The 16,712-nt window shown below is 64.3% G+C and carries 19 protein-coding genes; 9 read left to right on the top strand and 10 right to left on the bottom strand.

Annotation, left to right across the window (positions count from 1 at the left end; genetic code table 11):
• The 7 genes from DYZ14_RS05670 to DYZ14_RS05640 form a co-directional block, all read right to left on the bottom strand.
• Window positions 1–1,573, bottom strand: a 1,573-nt coding sequence (locus tag DYZ14_RS05670; protein ID WP_154719778.1) for an FAD-binding dehydrogenase, incomplete at its 3' end; no start/stop codon positions are given.
• A 98-nt stretch (window positions 1,574–1,671) separates the two neighbouring features.
• The gene (locus DYZ14_RS05665) at window positions 1,672–2,703 is read right to left on the bottom strand and encodes a peptidoglycan -binding protein (RefSeq protein WP_154719777.1); all 1,032 of its coding nucleotides are present in this window, start codon (window positions 2,701–2,703) and stop codon (window positions 1,672–1,674) included.
• Window positions 2,704–2,705: 2 nt separating this feature from the next.
• The gene (locus tag DYZ14_RS05660; RefSeq protein ID WP_115669700.1) at window positions 2,706–3,743 is read right to left on the bottom strand and encodes a flagellar motor protein MotA; all 1,038 of its coding nucleotides are present in this window, start codon (window positions 3,741–3,743) and stop codon (window positions 2,706–2,708) included.
• Window positions 3,744–3,844: 101 nt separating this feature from the next.
• Complete coding sequence (locus tag DYZ14_RS05655) at window positions 3,845–4,645, bottom strand: inositol monophosphatase family protein (protein ID WP_154719776.1); 801 nt, start codon at window positions 4,643–4,645, stop codon at window positions 3,845–3,847.
• 146 nt (window positions 4,646–4,791) lie between these two features.
• Entirely contained in the window at window positions 4,792–6,060 is a 1,269-nt protein-coding gene (locus DYZ14_RS05650) for an MgtC/SapB family protein (protein ID WP_154719775.1), read from the bottom strand.
• 27 nt (window positions 6,061–6,087) lie between these two features.
• The gene (locus DYZ14_RS05645) at window positions 6,088–7,134 is read right to left on the bottom strand and encodes a tetratricopeptide repeat protein (RefSeq protein WP_232365445.1); all 1,047 of its coding nucleotides are present in this window, start codon (window positions 7,132–7,134) and stop codon (window positions 6,088–6,090) included.
• 122 nt (window positions 7,135–7,256) lie between these two features.
• A complete protein-coding gene (locus DYZ14_RS05640) occupies window positions 7,257–7,910 on the bottom strand; it encodes a thiamine phosphate synthase (RefSeq protein WP_115669704.1) in 654 nt (217 codons plus the stop codon).
• Between the two features lie 105 nt (window positions 7,911–8,015).
• On the opposite strand from DYZ14_RS05640, the gene DYZ14_RS05635 reads away from it, so the two are divergent.
• Window positions 8,016–8,786, top strand: coding sequence for a sulfite exporter TauE/SafE family protein (locus DYZ14_RS05635; protein ID WP_154719773.1), 771 nt, complete (start codon window positions 8,016–8,018; stop codon window positions 8,784–8,786).
• 76 nt (window positions 8,787–8,862) lie between these two features.
• A complete protein-coding gene (locus DYZ14_RS05630; protein ID WP_115669706.1) occupies window positions 8,863–9,123 on the top strand; it encodes an ArsR/SmtB family transcription factor in 261 nt (86 codons plus the stop codon).
• Window positions 9,124–9,280: 157 nt separating this feature from the next.
• Here DYZ14_RS05630 and DYZ14_RS05625 read toward each other — a convergent pair whose 3' ends face one another.
• Complete coding sequence (locus DYZ14_RS05625) at window positions 9,281–9,457, bottom strand: YdcH family protein (protein WP_037172923.1); 177 nt, start codon at window positions 9,455–9,457, stop codon at window positions 9,281–9,283.
• A 237-nt stretch (window positions 9,458–9,694) separates the two neighbouring features.
• Between DYZ14_RS05625 and DYZ14_RS05620 the strand changes: the two genes are divergently transcribed.
• From DYZ14_RS05620 to DYZ14_RS05595, 6 genes are all read left to right on the top strand, one after another.
• Window positions 9,695–9,898, top strand: a complete 204-nt coding sequence (locus DYZ14_RS05620; RefSeq protein ID WP_115669707.1) for a YdcH family protein — start codon at window positions 9,695–9,697, stop codon at window positions 9,896–9,898.
• Window positions 9,899–9,915: 17 nt separating this feature from the next.
• Window positions 9,916–10,416 (top strand): 5-(carboxyamino)imidazole ribonucleotide mutase, encoded by a 501-nt coding sequence (gene purE / locus DYZ14_RS05615; RefSeq protein ID WP_115669708.1) that lies wholly within the window; start codon window positions 9,916–9,918, stop codon window positions 10,414–10,416.
• The gene (locus DYZ14_RS05610) at window positions 10,413–11,480 is read left to right on the top strand and encodes a 5-(carboxyamino)imidazole ribonucleotide synthase (protein WP_154719772.1); all 1,068 of its coding nucleotides are present in this window, start codon (window positions 10,413–10,415) and stop codon (window positions 11,478–11,480) included. Before purE ends, DYZ14_RS05610 begins: the two co-directional genes overlap by 4 nt.
• A 177-nt stretch (window positions 11,481–11,657) precedes the next feature.
• Window positions 11,658–11,783: a type B 50S ribosomal protein L36 gene (gene ykgO / locus DYZ14_RS05605; protein ID WP_003497670.1), complete on the top strand. Its 126-nt coding sequence runs from the start codon at window positions 11,658–11,660 to the stop codon at window positions 11,781–11,783.
• Window positions 11,784–11,902: 119 nt separating this feature from the next.
• Window positions 11,903–12,514, top strand: coding sequence for a tetratricopeptide repeat protein (locus tag DYZ14_RS05600; RefSeq protein WP_154719771.1), 612 nt, complete (start codon window positions 11,903–11,905; stop codon window positions 12,512–12,514).
• 47 nt (window positions 12,515–12,561) lie between these two features.
• Window positions 12,562–13,638: an alpha/beta fold hydrolase gene (locus tag DYZ14_RS05595; RefSeq protein WP_195949839.1), complete on the top strand. Its 1,077-nt coding sequence runs from the start codon at window positions 12,562–12,564 to the stop codon at window positions 13,636–13,638.
• Between the two features lie 82 nt (window positions 13,639–13,720).
• On the opposite strand, the gene pyk is transcribed toward DYZ14_RS05595, so the two are convergent.
• Both pyk and DYZ14_RS05585 read right to left on the bottom strand, forming a co-directional pair.
• Window positions 13,721–15,160 carry a pyruvate kinase gene (pyk, locus tag DYZ14_RS05590; protein ID WP_154719770.1) on the bottom strand — a complete coding sequence of 480 codons (1,440 nt, stop codon included), beginning with the start codon at window positions 15,158–15,160 and terminating at the stop codon, window positions 13,721–13,723.
• Window positions 15,160–15,573, bottom strand: a complete 414-nt coding sequence (locus DYZ14_RS05585) for a DUF1036 domain-containing protein (RefSeq protein ID WP_115669963.1) — start codon at window positions 15,571–15,573, stop codon at window positions 15,160–15,162. The genes pyk and DYZ14_RS05585 overlap by 1 nt, the downstream gene beginning before the upstream one ends.
• A 265-nt stretch (window positions 15,574–15,838) precedes the next feature.
• Between DYZ14_RS05585 and DYZ14_RS05580 the strand changes: the two genes are divergently transcribed.
• Complete coding sequence (locus tag DYZ14_RS05580) at window positions 15,839–16,636, top strand: N-formylglutamate amidohydrolase (protein ID WP_154719769.1); 798 nt, start codon at window positions 15,839–15,841, stop codon at window positions 16,634–16,636.
• The last annotated feature ends 76 nt before the right edge of the window (window positions 16,637–16,712 follow it).

Raw genomic sequence — 16,712 nt, 5'->3', positions numbered from 1 at the left:
CGTTATAGCCATGCACCCCGCCCCCGCCAAAACCCGCCACCTCCCCTGCCGCATAAAGGCCGGGCACCGGCTTGTTGGTATCGTCGAGCACGCGTGAGGACAGATCGGTGTGCAGGCCGCCAAGCGTCTTGCGCGTCAGGATATGCAGACGGACGGCGATCAGCGGCCCGGCATTGCGATCGAGCAGCCGGTGCGGCTTGGCCGTGCGCATCAGCCGGTCTCCCAGAAAGCGGCGCGCGCCGCGAATGGCCGTGATCTGGGCATCCTTGTTGAAGGCATTGACGATCTCGCGATCGCGGGCCTCGATCTGGCGGCGCAGGTGATGAATGCCGACCCGGTGTTCGCCGGTCATCTCGTTCATCCCGACCACCAGATCCTCCAGCGTGTCGCGGACCACGAAGTCCTCTCCCTTGTCCATGAACGCCTGGACCGGGCCGGGCGGGTTCCGGCCCAGCCGCTTCAGCAGCAGGGGAATGTCCTTGCCCGTCAGGTCCGGATTCTGCTCGGAGCCCGAAAGGGCGAATTCGCGCTTGATGATCGCCTTGTTGAGGACGAACCAGCTATACTCGTCGCCCCGGGCGCGGATCGCCTTCAGCGTGGCCAGGGTATCGAACCCCGGCAGGGCGGGTGGCGGAAAACGGTTGCCGTCGGCGTCACACCAGAAGGACGACGGGCCGGGCAGGATGCGGATACCGTGGTTCGGCCAGATCGGATCGAAGTTCCTGAGGCCTTCGGTGTAGTGCCACATCCGGTCGCTGTTGATGATGTCGGCGCCGGCCGCCCGCGAAATGGCCAGCATCCGCCCGTCGACATATTGCGGCACGCCCGCGACCATCGATCGTGGCGCGGGGCCGAGCCGCTCGACCGGCCAGTTCTTGCGAACCAGATCGTGATTGCCGCCGATCCCTCCGGAGGTGACGATGACCGCGCCGGCCGAAATCTCGAAGTCTCCGATCACCGCGCGCGATGTCGCTGCTCCCCGCGGCGCGGAATCGACCGCCAATACACTGCCGCTCGCCCCTGTGACTGTGCCGTTGCGCCTCGTGAGTTGGTCGACCTGATGGCGGAACCGGAACACCAGCCGTCCCGCCCGCTCGGCCTTGCGCGCCCTGCGGATGAAGGGCTCCAGCACGGCCGGGCCGGTCCCCCAGGTGATATGGAAACGGGGAACCGAATTGCCGTGGCCGTCCGCCTGGGCGCCACCTCGTTCCGCCCAGCCGACAACGGGAAAAAAGCGTACGCCCTGCCGGTGCAGCCAGTCGCGCTTTTCGCCTGCGGCAAATTCTAGATAAGCCTCGGCCCAATGACGCGGCCAGTAATCCTCGGGGCGATCAAAACCCGCCGAGCCGAGCCAATCCTGCCGGGCCAGTTCGAAACTGTCGCGAATGCCGATACGCCTTTGCTCCGGGCTGTCGATGAGAAACAGGCCACCCAGGGACCAGAACGCCTGCCCTCCGAGGTTCTGCTCGCCTTCCTGATCGAGGACGCAAACCTTCAGCCCCCTATCGGTTGCTTCGCATGCCGCCACCAGTCCCGCGAGCCCGGCACCGACGATCAGTACATCGCATTCCATCCGTTTCTCTCCCCCGTCGCATCCCCCGCAATCTTACTTTTACGGGCACGTCAAGGGCCGCACAACCCAGCACTTCTGCTAGTAGCCATGCGAAAAGGTCAGCGCTCGGTCAATTTGAGCTCGATACGACGGTTCTGGGCGCGGGCTTCGACACTGTCGCCCTCGGCGATCGGTTGATATTCGCCAAAACCGGCAGCGGCCAGGCGATTGGCGGGGACGCCTTTGGAAATCAGGTACTTGACCACCGATATGGCGCGCGCGGACGACAGTTCCCAGTTATCGACATAGCGCCCGGAGCCACTTAAGGGAACATTGTCGGTATGGCCGTCGACGCGCAAGACCCAGTTGATTTCCGGCGGGATTTCCTTGGCCAGATCGAGCAGCGCCCCTGCAAGCTTCGCCATCTCGACCTCCCCCTCGGGGTTGAGCACATTGCCGCCCGAGGGGAACAGGACCTCCGACTGGAACACGAAGCGGTCGCCGACGATGCGAATGTTCTCCCGGTCGGAGAGAATTTCACGAAGGCGGCCGAAGAAGTCCGAACGGTAACGGTTGAGTTCCTGGACGCGCTGGGCGAGCGCGACGTTCAGCCGCCGCCCGAGGTCGGCGATCTTGGTCTGCGAGGTCTGGTCGCGCGCCTCGGACGCCTGGAGTGCCTCCTCCACGGCCGCGATCTGGGCGCGCAGCGCGGCGATCTGCTGGTTGAGCAACTCGATCTGGCTCATCGCCCGTTCGCTCACCTGCTTTTCGGCGTCGAGTTCCTGGGTCAGGCGACCGAGTTTCTGGTTGGCGGCATCCGTCGAGCCGGAGCCCTGGTCGAGCAATTGCTGCAGGCGGCTGCGCTCGCTCTCCGACACCGACAGCGACGACTGGAGCGATGCCAGCGTATCTTCCAGATCCTGCTTGCCGCTCTTTTCCAGCGCCAGCAATTGCGTCAGTTCGGCGATCTGGCTGTTCAGGCGGTTGAGCACCTCGTCCTTGCCGGTGATCTCGCGGCTGAGGATGAACTGCGCCAGCACGAAGACGGTCAGCAGGAACATGATCGCCAGAAGCAGCGTCGACAGGGCGTCGACGAAACCCGGCCAATAGTCTACGCCCCTGTCGCGGCGGCGGTTGCGGCCGAGCGCCATGGCTACTTGCCCCCGCCCATCTTCTCGTTCAGCTTTTCGAGCGTCTTGCGCATGGCGCGGGCATCATCCTGCTGCGCCTCGATCCAGTCGCGCAGCATCTGCTGCTCGTTGCGCATGTTCTTGACCAGGCCCTGAATGCCCTCGGCAAGACCGGCAATGGCCGCGACCGAACGATCGCTGCCGCCGGCATTTTCCCGGCTGGCGAGCTTGGCCAACTGGTCCACCAGCCGCTTGACGTCCTCCGCCGGCACCCCGGTCAGCCCGCCTGCCGGCGCGGCGATGTCGGAATCGACGTCGGTCACCGAAGAAAGCCAGTTTTCCAGCTCCGTATAGAAGCGGTTCTGCGCGCGGCCCGCCTGCAGGTCGAGGAAGCCGAGAATGAGCGAGCCGGACAAGCCGAGCAGCGAGGACGAAAACGCCGTACCCATGCCCGACAGCGGCCCGGTCAAGCCTGTCTTCATCGCCTGCAGCACGTCGGCACTGTCGCCTGCCCCCGGATCGAGCGACTGGATAACCTCGCTGATCGAGGCGATCGTGCCCAAAAGCCCCCAGAACGTGCCGAGCAGGCCGAGGAAGACGAGCAGACCGATGAGATAGCGCGAGGTGTCGCGTGATTCGTCCAGACGGGTGGCGATCGAATCGAGGATGGAGCGCAACGCCGTGGTCGAGATTGCCATCGAACGCCGACCGCCGATCAGCGCCCGCATCGGTGCGAGCAGCCGCGGATCGCGTCCGACCTTGTCGGCATGGCCGGCGGCGCGGAACGAATTGAACCAGTTGACCTCGGGCTTCAACGCCAGAACATGGTTGAACACCAGCACGATGCCGACCGCCAGCACGCCGAGGATCAGGCCGTTCAGCCCCGGATTGGTCATGAAGGCCGCATGGGCCTGCCGGTAGAGGATGGCGGCGATGAAACCGACGATGATCAGGAAGATCAGCATCGTGGTGAAGAACGGCATCGGGCTGGAGAGCTTGTGGCCATACTCACCGGGGGCGGCTTCCGCCGCCTCCAAATCCGCCAGCTTAACTTTCGCCATGTCGTCTCCAGCCTCCGGTCATCGTGCGCCGGAGGCTAGTAGAAAATTGCGACGAATTGAAGCTAAAAGCCGTCGATCCCTGACGACGGCTGTGTAAAGTCTCAGGCTTTCGGAATTGGCCGGGCGATGACCTCGATCAGTGCCTTGCGGATATATTCGTTGCCGGCGACGACGGTGCCGGTGTGGAACATGTCCTGGCCGTCATGCATGTCGCTGACGAAGCCGCCCGCTTCGCGGATCAGCAACAGGCCGGCGGCGATGTCCCATGGGTTGAGTTCGGCTTCCCAGAAACCGTCGAGACGGCCGGCCGCAACATAGGCCAGGTCGAGAGCGGCCGCACCCATGCGCCGAACGCCGGCGACTTCACCCATGACGTGTCGCAGTTCCACGAGGAACTTGCCGTGTGCCGCGCGGCCGAGATGCGGAATGCCGCAGCCGATGACGCAGTCGGACAGAACCTTGCGGGCCGCAACTCGGATGCGGCGATCGTTGAGGAAGGCGCCGCCGCCCTTTTCGGCCGTATAGAGTTCGTCGGTCGCCGGGTTGAAGATGACGCCGGCGACGATCTCACCATTGCGCTCGAGCGCGATCGACACGGCGAATTGCGGAATGCCGTGCAGGAAGTTGGTGGTGCCGTCGAGCGGATCGACGATCCAGCGATGGGCGCCGTCGGTGCCCTTGATCTCTTCGCTTTCCTCACCGAGAAAGCCATAGGTCGGGCGCGACTTCAGCAATTCGTCGCGAACCAGCTTTTCGGCCTTGATATCGGCCTGGGAGACGAAATCGCTCGGACCTTTGACCGAGACCTGCAGGTTCTGCACCTCGCCGAAATCGCGCGCCAGGGACTTGCCCGCCTTGAGCGCGGCCTGGACCATGACATTGAGGAGAGCTGAACGGGCCATTATCGTTTCCTTGAAAGTGCGTCATGTCGCCTGGCGACGGCGGCAGGCGCGGCGCGATGGATCGCGGCGGCGGTTGGGGCGGTTCAAGACCACAAAAACGGCCGGAATTCAAGGGGCATCCGCCAGCCATGGCCAAGCGAATATCATCAGGCGGCGACGCCCAGCCCCCAGACAATGAGGCCCGCCCCGACCGACAGCACCGTTGCAGCCGTTAGATGCAGCAGAAATCTCAGGCTGCCGAAAATGCCCGCATAGACCGCCTTGGCCACCATGTTGCACACGACCGCCACGCCGATCGCCTGCGCCGCGAGGTTGACGTCGAGCGAGGGCAGCAGGCCCGCGACGGTGACAGTCGCCGCATCGACATCGGCCAACGCGGAAAGGGCCGAGGCTACGATGAGACCGCCACTGCCGAACTGCTGGGTCGCAGCGCGGGCAAGGAAGGCAACGGCCGCCAGCAGGAGCGCCATCTTCGCCACGGCGGCAAGTTCGAACGGGTTGCCTGGAACGCCCTGTGTACCCGCCGCTTGCTGGCGCTGGGCCAGCAACAGCGCATAGACCACGAGCAAGGACGCGGCGGTGAGTAGCGGTGCCAGAAGCACGGGCAGCAGGGTTCCGGCGAGCGTCGCGACCAGCAGGGCGGTGCGCAGCAGCGAAACCGCACCCGCGCTGATCGCGCCTGCCGCCAGCGTGAGGGCAGCGTCTTCCGTGCGGCTGCGGCGCGCAAACGAGACGGTCGTGGCGGTCGAGGATACCAGGCCGCCGACGGCACCGGCCAACACATCACCCCGACGAGCACCAAAGAGGCGAACGGCGACATAACCGACGAATGAAATTGAGGCGAGCATGATGACCAGAAGGACGATGCTCTTCGGCGACACCCCTCCGAACGGTCCGAGCGGCGCTTCCGGGATGATCGGCAAGAGCACGAAGGTCATGGCCAGCAGGATGACGGCCGAGCGCAGTTCGACCCATTGCAACCGACGGATCGCCTGATGCAGGAATTCGCGGCTGACGAGAATGCCGATCAGCGCGGCGCCGCCGGCCGAGGCGAGCGCCATGTCGCCGAGTACGGCGAGCGCTCCGAGCCCGAAGGTGAGGATGGCGGCAATCACCGAGGTGACACTGAAGGACTTTTCGGCGATCGCCTCGCGGATCTCGAAAATCGCCATGACGGTCGCTATGGCGATCAGGAAGCCGGTAAGCGCTATGCCAGGATAGTCTGACGCGACGCCAATGCTTCTTTCGATGAGACCTGCGACCCCGCCGGCCATGCCGAACATGGTGAAGGTGCGGATGCCGGCCGTGCGTGCGCCTTCAGGTTCGTCGCGTTCGCGCCAGTGTCGCTCGACGCCGACTGCCGCACCGATGGCGATGGCCAGACCGAGGCGCTCGAAAAGTTCGACATTGTCCACGTCCGCCCCCTCCGCCTTGCGGCCCCGTCAGCTGCGGCGAAACTTGTTTGCCGCGTCGATCGCCTGTTTCTGCTCTTCGTCGGTCAGGCCGAGGTAGAAATCCTCGAGCGCCGGATCCTTGAGGCCTGCCCGGCGCGACAGCACATACCACTTGGCGGCCTCGACCGGATCGGGTCGTGTACCAAGGGCATTGATATAGAGGTGCGAGAGACGGTTCTGGGCTACGACATTGCCGCGATTGGCGGAAATCTTCAACCAGCGGAAGCCTTCCTCGTAGTTCCGATCGCCGGCGATGCCGTTGACCAGCCAGATGCCGATGTCGAGCTGGGCGGTATCGAAACCGGCTCGCGCCGCCCGGTCGAGCCAGTAGCGGGCCTTCTTGCGCTTGTCTTCGGGAAGGTCCTTCAGCGATTCGTAGATCTGCGCCACCGCATACTGGGCATCGGCGATCCCCTGTTCGGCGGCCTTCTCGTAATACGGCAAAGCCGCGGACAGACCCTTCTGTCCGGGATTGTCGGCCACCAGCGTCTGCGCCCAGTTGAACTGTGCCGAGCCGTTTCCGGCATCGGCCGCCTTGCGCATGTATTCGTCAGCCTTGGCCTTGTCGCGCGGGACGGTGCGGCCCTCCATCAGCAGAAGGGCATATTTGAACATCGCCGCCGGATCACCACCGGCCGCCGCCTGACCGTACCAGAAGGCGGCGCCCTTGAGGTCCTTCTTGATGCCGAGGCCCCTGTCCATCAACTCGGCAAGCAGGGTCTGCGCCGCCGGATCTCCGAGCTGGGCTCGAGGAAGAGCCTTGTCGACCGCCGTCAGGAAGAAACCACGCTGGAAAGCGCCATAGGCCTCGTCGACCGGCCCCTTGTATTCGGGTTCAGGCGGCAAGGCTGGAAGGGGAGCGCCCATTCGGGCGTAGATATTGATGCCTTGCGGCTCTTCGTCTCCGTTGGTGGCCGGCAGCTTGGCGTCCGCCTCGGAGCCGGGGCGGGCGCTGCGATCAAGCGTCCCCGCCGAAGTTGCCGGCTGGTCACCGCGCTCGAGCACGCGTACGTCGGACAGCGCCAGGGGCCGCATCGGCGAACGATCGAGCATTTGCTGGGCACAAGCTGCGCGTGGCATGGCGATGCCCGCCAGAAGGCAGGCAGCAACAGCAAGCAGCTTAGGCCGGTGAGGAAGACGTGAGCGCATGATGCGTATCAATCTTCAAACCGTGGCGCTTTTTCGTCAAGCTCGGCATTGATGCGCGCAACGATGGTCGCGGCCATGGCCGGGTCGGCAAAAACCGCCTCGCGCAAGGCGACGAATTCAACGCCGGCTTGCGCGACGACGAGCGCCGAGGCCGGATCCTGTCCGCCCATGACGATGCTCGGGATCGCGATCATCGAGGACCACCATTCGCCAAGCGCGACGTTCTTCGAATGGGCCTCCGGCTTGATGTCGCCATCGAGCTTGCCGAAAAAGATGTAGTCGGGCTGGAGTTCGCCGATCTCCAAGGCATGGTGCCGGTCCATGGCATTGCCGCCACCGACGATCATCTTCGGCACATGCTTCTCGATCGCCTCGGCAAGGGCTGCGGCATTGCCGGTGATGTGCAGCCCGTCGGCCTTGGCACGGCCGGCCACCCGGCTGTTGTCGGCGACAAGGGCGGCAGCACCGGCATCCTGAATCAGCGGCACGAGCAATTCCGCATGTTTCTGGAAGACGGTGTCGTCGAGACCATATTGCGGAATGATCACCGAGGCGACATCGCCGCCCTTCAGGGCGTCGCCCACCACCCGCGCCTTTGCCTCGGCATCGGCGATGTCGGGTACGATCAGGACGAGACGGCAGCGATCTTCGGGACTGGTCATGACTGGATCCGTGTTCCGGGACGGCGCGGCATTCTTGACGCGCCTCCCTCGTATTGGCTGAGTAAATCCGATAGACCGGTCCATCGAAAGGATCAACCGAAACAAATGAATCTTGATCTGCTGTTCTATGCCGCGGCCATTCCGGCGGTCGTTCTCGTCGGACTGTCGAAAGGCGGACTGGGCGGCGCCTTCGCGCTGATCGGGGTTCCGCTGCTGGCCATGGTCGTTCCCCCGATGCAGGCGGCGGCGATCTTCCTGCCGATCCTCCTGGTCATGGATGCGGTTGCGCTCTGGGCCTGGCGGCGGCACAACAACCGCCCTACCCTCCTCGCCATGCTGCCCGGCGGCCTTCTCGGCATCGCGATCGGCTGGGCGACGTCGGCCTATGTCTCGGTCAATGTCATGCGGCTGCTGCTCGGCGGCATTTCCGTGCTGTTCGCGCTGCGCTATTTCATCGACGCGCCCCGCGCCTCGCAAAGGGCCGAACCGCTTGCCGCGCCGGAGCGGCCGGTCGCCGCGACGCTTTGGGGCACGCTGTCGGGCTATGCGAGCTTCGTCGCCCATGCCGGCGGCCCGCCCTTCCAGATCTACACCCTGCCGCTCCGGCTCGACCCGCTCGCCTATACCGGCACCAGTACACGCTTCTTCGCCATCATGAACGCGGTCAAGGTCATTCCCTATTTCGCGCTCGGCGAACTCGGCTCGGACAACCTGTTCCTTTCGGCCACCCTCCTGCCGGTCGCGCTGGTCTCGACGCTGATCGGCGCGCGCCTCGTCCACCAACTGAGGCCGGCTGTCTTCTACCCGCTGATGTACGGCATGGTGCTGATCGCCGGCGGCAAGCTGCTTTATGACGGCATTACCGGGCTCGGGTAGCACGCCCGGCCCGCAAGGTTTTGCTGCGCCGCACAGTACGCTTGCCGGAACCCGCGGTTTGACGTAGCTTCACTTCATGTCGAACATGGACCCCTTCGTCGCGATCGCCGACCCGCACCGCCGGCACCTGCTGGAGGAATTGCGCCGTGCCCCGAAGACGGTAAACGACCTGGCGAGCGGCCTGCCGATCAGCCGGCCCGCGGTATCCCAGCACCTCAAGGCGCTGCTCGACTGCAATCTAGTCACGGTCGCATCGGAAGGCACGAAGCGGATCTACTCCATCAACCGACCAGGCTTCGACCGCCTCAACCTCTGGCTCGACCAGTTCTGGTCCTGAGCGTTCCTCCCCCATACCGATGCAGGATTGGACACCGGACAAAAAGAAGCCCCGAAAACCGCGCTGGTCTCCGGGGCATTGATCTATGATCGATTATTCTGTCTTGCCGGCCCGGATCTGCCCTTGAGGCGATCCCCGGCCGGCGCGTATCGGAAAATCAGTGTCTGGTCGACGCCCTGAGGCGCTCCATTTCGTCCTTGATACGCAACTTGAGGCGCTTCAGCTCGGCGATATGCTGGTCGTTGATGGAGGGAGACGTAAGAGCGGTATGGAGCTTTTCCTCAAGAGCGCCGTGCTTCTTTTCGAGCGATTCAAGATGAGCCTGCATGGTCATTTGACACGTCCTTCCTTTTGCCTACCTCCAGCCCTCACAACGCTGGAGTTTCAGACTTTGCGAAAGTAATGTGACACGAACAATGGGTTTTGTCGAAGGCGAAATGAGGGAGAAAGCGCGGCAAATTCGCTGGCAAGGATAACTTCCCGTTACCGGTATTTGATGATAGGAGCTTGCGCGAATCTTCGACGCATCCGACAAAAAGGATGGGTTGAATGCGAGAATGGGGACACGATAATGGCCGATCAGGAACAGGCGGACATTCGGCTGGCGCTCGCGCGGCTCCGGCAGGAGCACGAGGACTACGACGTCGCCATCAATGCCATGATCACCAACGGCTGCGACGCCTTGAGAATCCAGCGGATGAAGAAGAAGAAGCTGGGCATCAAGGACAAGATGACCTCGCTCGAAGACCAGATCATCCCCGACATCATCGCGTGAACAGGTAAGGAGCCCCGATGAACGAAGAACGCCCGCCTGTCGCCATCATCATGGGAAGCCAGTCCGACTGGGAGACCATGAAGAACGCCGCCGACACGCTGGATGTTCTCGGCGTCGGCTACGAGGCGCGCATCATCTCGGCGCACCGTACCCCTGACCGCCTTGTGGCCTTTGCCAAGGGCGCCCGCGACGAAGGCTTCCAGGTCGTCATAGCCGGTGCCGGCGGCGCAGCCCACCTTCCCGGCATGGCGGCCGCCATGACGCCGCTGCCGGTGTTCGGCGTGCCGGTCCAGTCCAAGGCACTCTCCGGCCAGGACAGCCTGCTGTCCATCGTCCAGATGCCGGCCGGCATTCCCGTCGGCACGCTTGCCATCGGCAAGGCCGGCGCCGTCAACGCGGCACTGCTCGCCGCCGCCGTGCTTGCGCTCCACGACGAGGATCTCGCCGATCGGCTCGACGAATGGCGCGCCCGCCAGAGTGCCGCTGTTGCCGAATATCCGCTGGACGAAACCCCATGAGCGCTCAGACCATCGGCATCATCGGCGGTGGACAGCTCGGACGCATGCTGGCCATGGCCGCCGCGCGGCTGAACTTTCGCACCGTGATCCTCGAGCCGCAGGCCGACTGCCCGGCAGCCCAGGTTGCCAACAGTCAGATCACCGCGCCTTACGGCGACCCGGTCGCCCTGGCCGAACTCGCCGCCGCCTGCGACATCGTCACCTATGAATTCGAAAACGTACCCGTAGAAGCGGCCGCGACGCTTGCCCGCAATGTGCCCGTCTTTCCGCCGCCGCGCGCGCTGGAAGTGGCCCAGGACCGGCTGACGGAAAAGCGCTTCCTCAACGATTGCGGCATACCGACCGCCCGCTTTCACGCGGTCGATAACCAGGCCGACCTCGAACAAGCCCTCGCCGACTTTGGTGGTCAGGGTGTTCTGAAGACCCGGCGGCTAGGTTACGACGGTAAGGGCCAGCGGGTTTTTCGCTCCCTGGCCGACCGCGCGGAAGGCGCCTTTGCCGAGCTCGGCAATGTCCCGCTGATTCTCGAAAGCTTCGTGCCCTTCGAGCGCGAGATCTCGATCATTGCCGCCCGGGCGATCGACGGAACGGTGAGGGCCTACGATCCGGCCGAGAACGTCCATCGCAACGGCATTCTCGACACCTCGACGCTTCCGGCCCGAATCGGTGAAGCCACGGCAAGCGCCGCGCGCGAATCGGCGGAAAAGCTTCTGGCCGCTCTCGACTACGTCGGCGTGGTCGGCATCGAGTTCTTCGTTCTGCCTGATGGCAGCCTGGTCGCCAACGAGATCGCCCCGCGCGTTCACAATTCCGGCCATTGGACCGAGGCGGCCTGCGCTATTTCGCAGTTCGAACAGCATATTCGCGCGATTGCCGGCCTGCCGCTCGGCGATCCGTCCCGGCACTCCGATTGCGTGATGACCAACCTGATCGGCGACGATCTGGACGATGTTCCCGCCTGGCTGGCCAAGTCCGGCGTGCTCGTCCATCTCTATGGCAAGACCGAGGCTCGACCGGGCCGCAAGATGGGCCACGTCACGGAGCTCACGCGTTCTACGGGCTGAAAAACCCGGAAAAATCCGGGCTTTCGCCACCAAATCCGGGCGGAGCCGGTTGACACGACGGGTCATGACGGAGTATCTGCCACCAACCCTTTAAGAGCGCGCCCCCGTAGCGCGCTTTTGATTGTCAGAGACAGTGGCGGGTGAACCATTCGCCGATAACCTTTGCGGACCAGTAAAATGAAGATCAAGAACTCGCTGAAAGCGCTCAAGGCCCGTCATCGCGACAACCGTCTGGTTCGCCGCAAGGGCCGCGTGTACATCATCAACAAGCAGAACCCGCGCTTCAAGGCCCGCCAGGGCTGAGGCATGGGCGCCGCTTCTGGAGCGGCGCTGCTTTTCGCCTGACCGGGCCTTGCCGCCCGAATTGGTCGATGGCGAAAAATTGAGTTTGAAAGCCGGCGCAAGCGGATTACCTTATCCACATGCGCCGTTTTCATTTATACGCCCCACTCATTGCCGCCGTCCTGTTCTCGACGGCCTTCGGCCAGCCGTCCCTTGCGCAGGCCGAAGCGAATGAAAGCGTCTCCCTCGACGCGCCGGCCGATGGCAAGACGGCAAAGGGCGTCGATGCGCTGATCACCGAACTGGGACGCGAGCGCGATCCAGAAGCTGCCAATCGGTTGACCGAAGAGATCATGGCGAACTGGAATGCTTCCGGTAGCGCCACCGTCGACCTCGTCATGCAATGGGCCCTGACCGCGGCGACTGAGAAACGCAACGCCGCCGCGCTGGATTTTCTCGATCAGGCCATCGTGCTGAAACCCGATTTCGTCGGCGCCTGGAACCAGCGGGCAACGCTTCACTACACGATGGGCAACTACAAGAAGGCGGTGTCCGACATCAATCGCGTGCTGGCGCTCGAGCCGCGCCATTTCGGCGCTCTCGCCGGCCTTGCGGCGATCCTCAGCGAACGTGGCAGCGAAGAGATGGCACTGAAGGCCTGGGAGCGCTATCTGGCGATCTACCCTGCCGACCGGCAGGCCCAGGAAGTCGTGACCAAGCTCTCGGAAAAACTGGCCGGCAGCCGCACATGACGACATGCAACGTCGCACGCCTGCCGCCCCGCCACTGACATTCCGCCATGCCCTTCTTCCCGTCCAACCCGTCTCGCATCATGCTGCTGACCGCACTCGCCTCACTTACCGTTCTCACCGCGGCCGCAGCTGGCGTGACTGCGCTTCGTGCCCGCGCCATCGAGGCCGATGCCCCGCGAATCGGCACGTTGACCGACATCGGCGGCCTTGCCATGCACGCACTCCATGTCCCGCCCGGCGCCGACGCCGACCTGCCGCCGATCGTCTTCGTCCATGGCGCGAGCGGCAATCTGCGCGACCAGGCGACCGCCTTTCGCGATCCGCTAACGGGCCGGGCCGAACTCCTGTTCGTCGATCGGCCGGGACATGGCTATTCCGAGCGTGGCGGGCCGCAAAACGCCTTTCCCGACGGCCAGGCCCACGCCATTGCACGCCTGATGGAGAAGCACGGCATCGACCGGGCCATCATCGTTGGTCACTCGTTCGGTGGGGCGATCACTGCCAGCTTCGGTGTGCTCTATCCGGAAAAGACCGCCGGCCTGCTTTTCCTCGCGCCGGCCACCCATCCCTGGCCGGGCGGCGTCGACTGGTACTACAATCTGGCATCGACACCAGTGCTCGGAACGCTCTTCTGCCACACCGTCGCGCTCCATGCCGGCATGGCGCGGCTCGACGCGGCGACCCGCGGCGTCTTTGCCCCCAATCCGCGCCCTGAGACCTATGTCGGCGACACGACCCCTGCCCTGGTGCTGCGCCCCGCCGCCTTCTGCGCCAACGCCACCGACGTCGCCAATCTGCACGGCTATGTCTCGGGCTTTGCCGAACGCTATCGCGAGATCAAGGCGCCGACGGTCATCGTCACCGGCGACAGCGACGACATTGTGCTGGAGGAGATCCATTCTCGCGGACTGGCGCGCGACATCGAGGGGTCGGAACTGGTGTGGGTCGAGGGCCTCGGCCACAAACCGGACTATGCGGCACGGGACCTCGCCATCGCCGCGATCGAGAAGATAGCCGGTCGCCCGCGAGACCTCCAGGCCATGGCGCGGGAACTGGAGCCGAAGCTCGCCGCCACCCGTGTTGCTCCGCCGCCCAGCCGTCCGGGACTGCAGGCCGGCCAGTAGGCACGTCCTGCAAGGCGGCCACAGCACCGACGGAAAAGCCGCCCGGAGGCGGCTCTCGCAAACTCGATGGCAATGTCGACCGTCAGATACCCGACAGACCGTCCGAACCGATATAGGCGATGCGCAGCATGTTGGTGGCACCCGGCGTTCCGAGCGGCACGCCGGCCGAGATGATGACGCGGTCGCCCGGTTTGCCGAAGCCTTCGGCCACGACGATGCGGCAGGCGCGGTTGACCATGTCGTCAAGATCGGTCGGCTCTTCGGAGACGACGCAATGCAGACCCCAGACGACCGACAGGCGGCGCGCGGTCTGGATGACCGGCGAAAGGGCGATGATCGGCACTTCGGGACGCTCGCGCGCGGCGCGAAGCCCGGTATTGCCCGACGAGGTGTAGCAGACGATCGACGTCAGCTTCAGCGTCTCGGCAATCTGGCGGGCGGCGAGCGAGATGGCGTCCGCGCCGGTCGCTTCCGGCTGGGCGCGCTGGGCGTAGATGATGCCGGGATAGTGCGGCTCGCGCTCGACCGTGCGGGCGATCGACGCCATGGTGGAGACCGCCTCGACCGGATACTGGCCGGACGCCGATTCGGCCGACAGCATGACGGCATCTGCACCTTCGAACACGGCCGTCGCGACGTCGGAGACTTCGGCGCGTGTCGGCACCGGTGCCGAGATCATCGATTCGAGCATCTGCGTCGCAACCACGACCGGCTTGCCGGCCCGGCGACAGGCACGGATCAACTGCTTCTGCAGGCCCGGAACGGCTTCCAGCGGCATTTCCACGCCGAGGTCGCCACGCGCCACCATCAGCGCGTCGGAGAGTTCGATGATTTCGTCGATGCGCTCGATCGCCTGCGGCTTCTCGATCTTCGACATCAGGCCGACGCGGCCACGGGCGATCTTGCGCACCTCGGCCAGGTCTTCCGGTCGCTGGATGAACGAGAGCGCCACCCAGTCGACCTCGTCCGTCGCGAGAACGGCATCGAGGTCCGCATGGTCCTTTGGGGTGAGGACGCCAACCGCGAGCAGCGTATCGGGCAGGCTCACACCCTTGCGGTCGGAGATCTTGGTGCCGGAGACGACGGTAGTGACGATGCTCTTGCCATCACACTTCTCGGCGCGCAGATGCAGCTTGCCGTCGTCGATCAGCAGACGGTGGCCCGGCTTCACCGAGGTGAGGATTTCCGGATGGGGGAGGAAGACGCGGGTATTGTCGCCCGGTACGTCCTTGTCGTCTAGGGTGAAGGTCTGGCCCGGCACCAGTTCCACCGTCGTGTCGGCAAACTTGCCGACACGCAGCTTCGGCCCCTGAAGGTCGGCAAGAATGCCGATCGGCCGGCCGCATTCGGCCTCGACGGAACGGATCTTGGCGATCAGGCTGCGCATCACATCGTGGCTGGCATGGCTCATGTTGATGCGGAACAGGTCCGCCCCCGCCTCATGCAGCTTTCGGATCATCGCTTCGTCGGACGAGGCCGGGCCGAGCGTTGCGAGGATCTTCACTTTGCGATTACGCTTCATCAGTTCTGGCTTTCCTGCGTGCCGGGCGTGTCGGAAAGCTGGACCATCCAGCTGCCCTGTCGGCCCGTGTCGTATTCCTTGAATCCCATCTGCTGGTAGCCCCGCGCGAAGCAGTCCTGCACGCCGACGATCTTGAACTCGTTCTCGGCGGCGCACATGTTGATGTCGCCCGTCCAGCGTCCGCCGCGGGCAGCATCCTCGGCATAGAGATAGTAGTAGCGTGATTGCAGTTCGCCCTCGATCAGCGTCGCGCAGGTCGAGGCCGGAACCTGCCACCAGCCTTCCGTGATCCAGCCTTCGGCCGCACGGTAGCCGATTGCCACGCCGACGAGGTTCTGTGTGCCGTTGCACACACGGAACTCGGCATGGGCCACCCCGGCTGCAAACAGCGGTGCAACGAGGGCACTGGCGATGAGAAAATGTCTGAGATGACGCGCGCTCCCGAGGGCGCTTGGAATTCTATCTTGCTTCAGCACGGTTTCCGCTGGAACTCCATGTTTGTGCGTCGACTGCTTTCTTGCGATGATGGTCTAGGAAAGTCAACGCAATTCTAATCGATTATATTTTTGACATAAACCATCGACCGCGATCTTGGCACAAACGTGACCGGGGCGAAAGCTTGCGCTCGTCTTTCCCCCATGTCATCAAGCCGGCGACAACCATTCGCGGCTTTCCTTCATGCAAGACACCGATGCCTATGAAATCCTGGATGGGCACGCCGAGCGGGGCCTCGTGCTTCTGGCCGACCATGCGACCAACCATCTGCCGAAGCACTACGGCAGTCTGGGCCTGCCCGACACAGCCTTTGCCCGCCACATCGCCTACGACATCGGCATCGAGGCCCTGACCCGCCTGCTCTCCGCGCGGCTCGGCGTGCCCGCAGTGATGAGCCGTTTTTCGCGCCTGCTGATCGACCCGAACCGCGGTGAGGACGATCCGACGCTGATCATGAAGATCTCCGACGGCGCGATCATTCCCGGCAATCACCCGATCAGCCCCGAGGAATGGAACCACCGCATCGGCACCTTCCACCGGCCCTATCACGATGCCGTCAGCCGGACGATCGCAGCGGTCGCCGCCGCCTCGGGAAAGGCGCCGCTGGTCCTGTCGCTGCATTCCTATACGCCTGCCTGGAAAGGCGTTGCCCGCCCCTGGCATGCCGCGGTGCTGTGGGACAGCGATCATCGCGCCGTGGAGCCCCTGCTTCATCACCTGCGGGCAACCGGCGACATTCTGGTCGGCGACAACGAACCCTATGACGGCGCCCTGAAGGGCGACACGATGTATCGTCATTGCATGATGACGGGAACGCCGCACGCGCTGCTGGAAATAAGACAGGATCTGATCGGCGACGATGCGGGCGTTGCCGCCTGGGCCGAGCGGCTCGCACCCATCTTCGACAGCCTCAATGCCGACCCGGCGCTGCACCGCTACGAGGTCCACGCCTCCCGCACGGGCCCCTACCCGATCGACTGAGCAAGCGCTCCGCGGATGAACGGGAATTCGCCGCAATTGCCTGCGCAATTCGCCCAGCGCCTGCCTGCCGTGCGAC

This window comes from Ciceribacter sp. T2.26MG-112.2 (genome assembly GCF_900492205.1).
Lineage (GTDB): Bacteria > Pseudomonadota > Alphaproteobacteria > Rhizobiales > Rhizobiaceae > Allorhizobium > Allorhizobium naphthalenivorans_A.
Note: the sequence above shows the minus strand (reverse complement) of the source record. Positions and strands in the feature narration are given on the sequence as shown.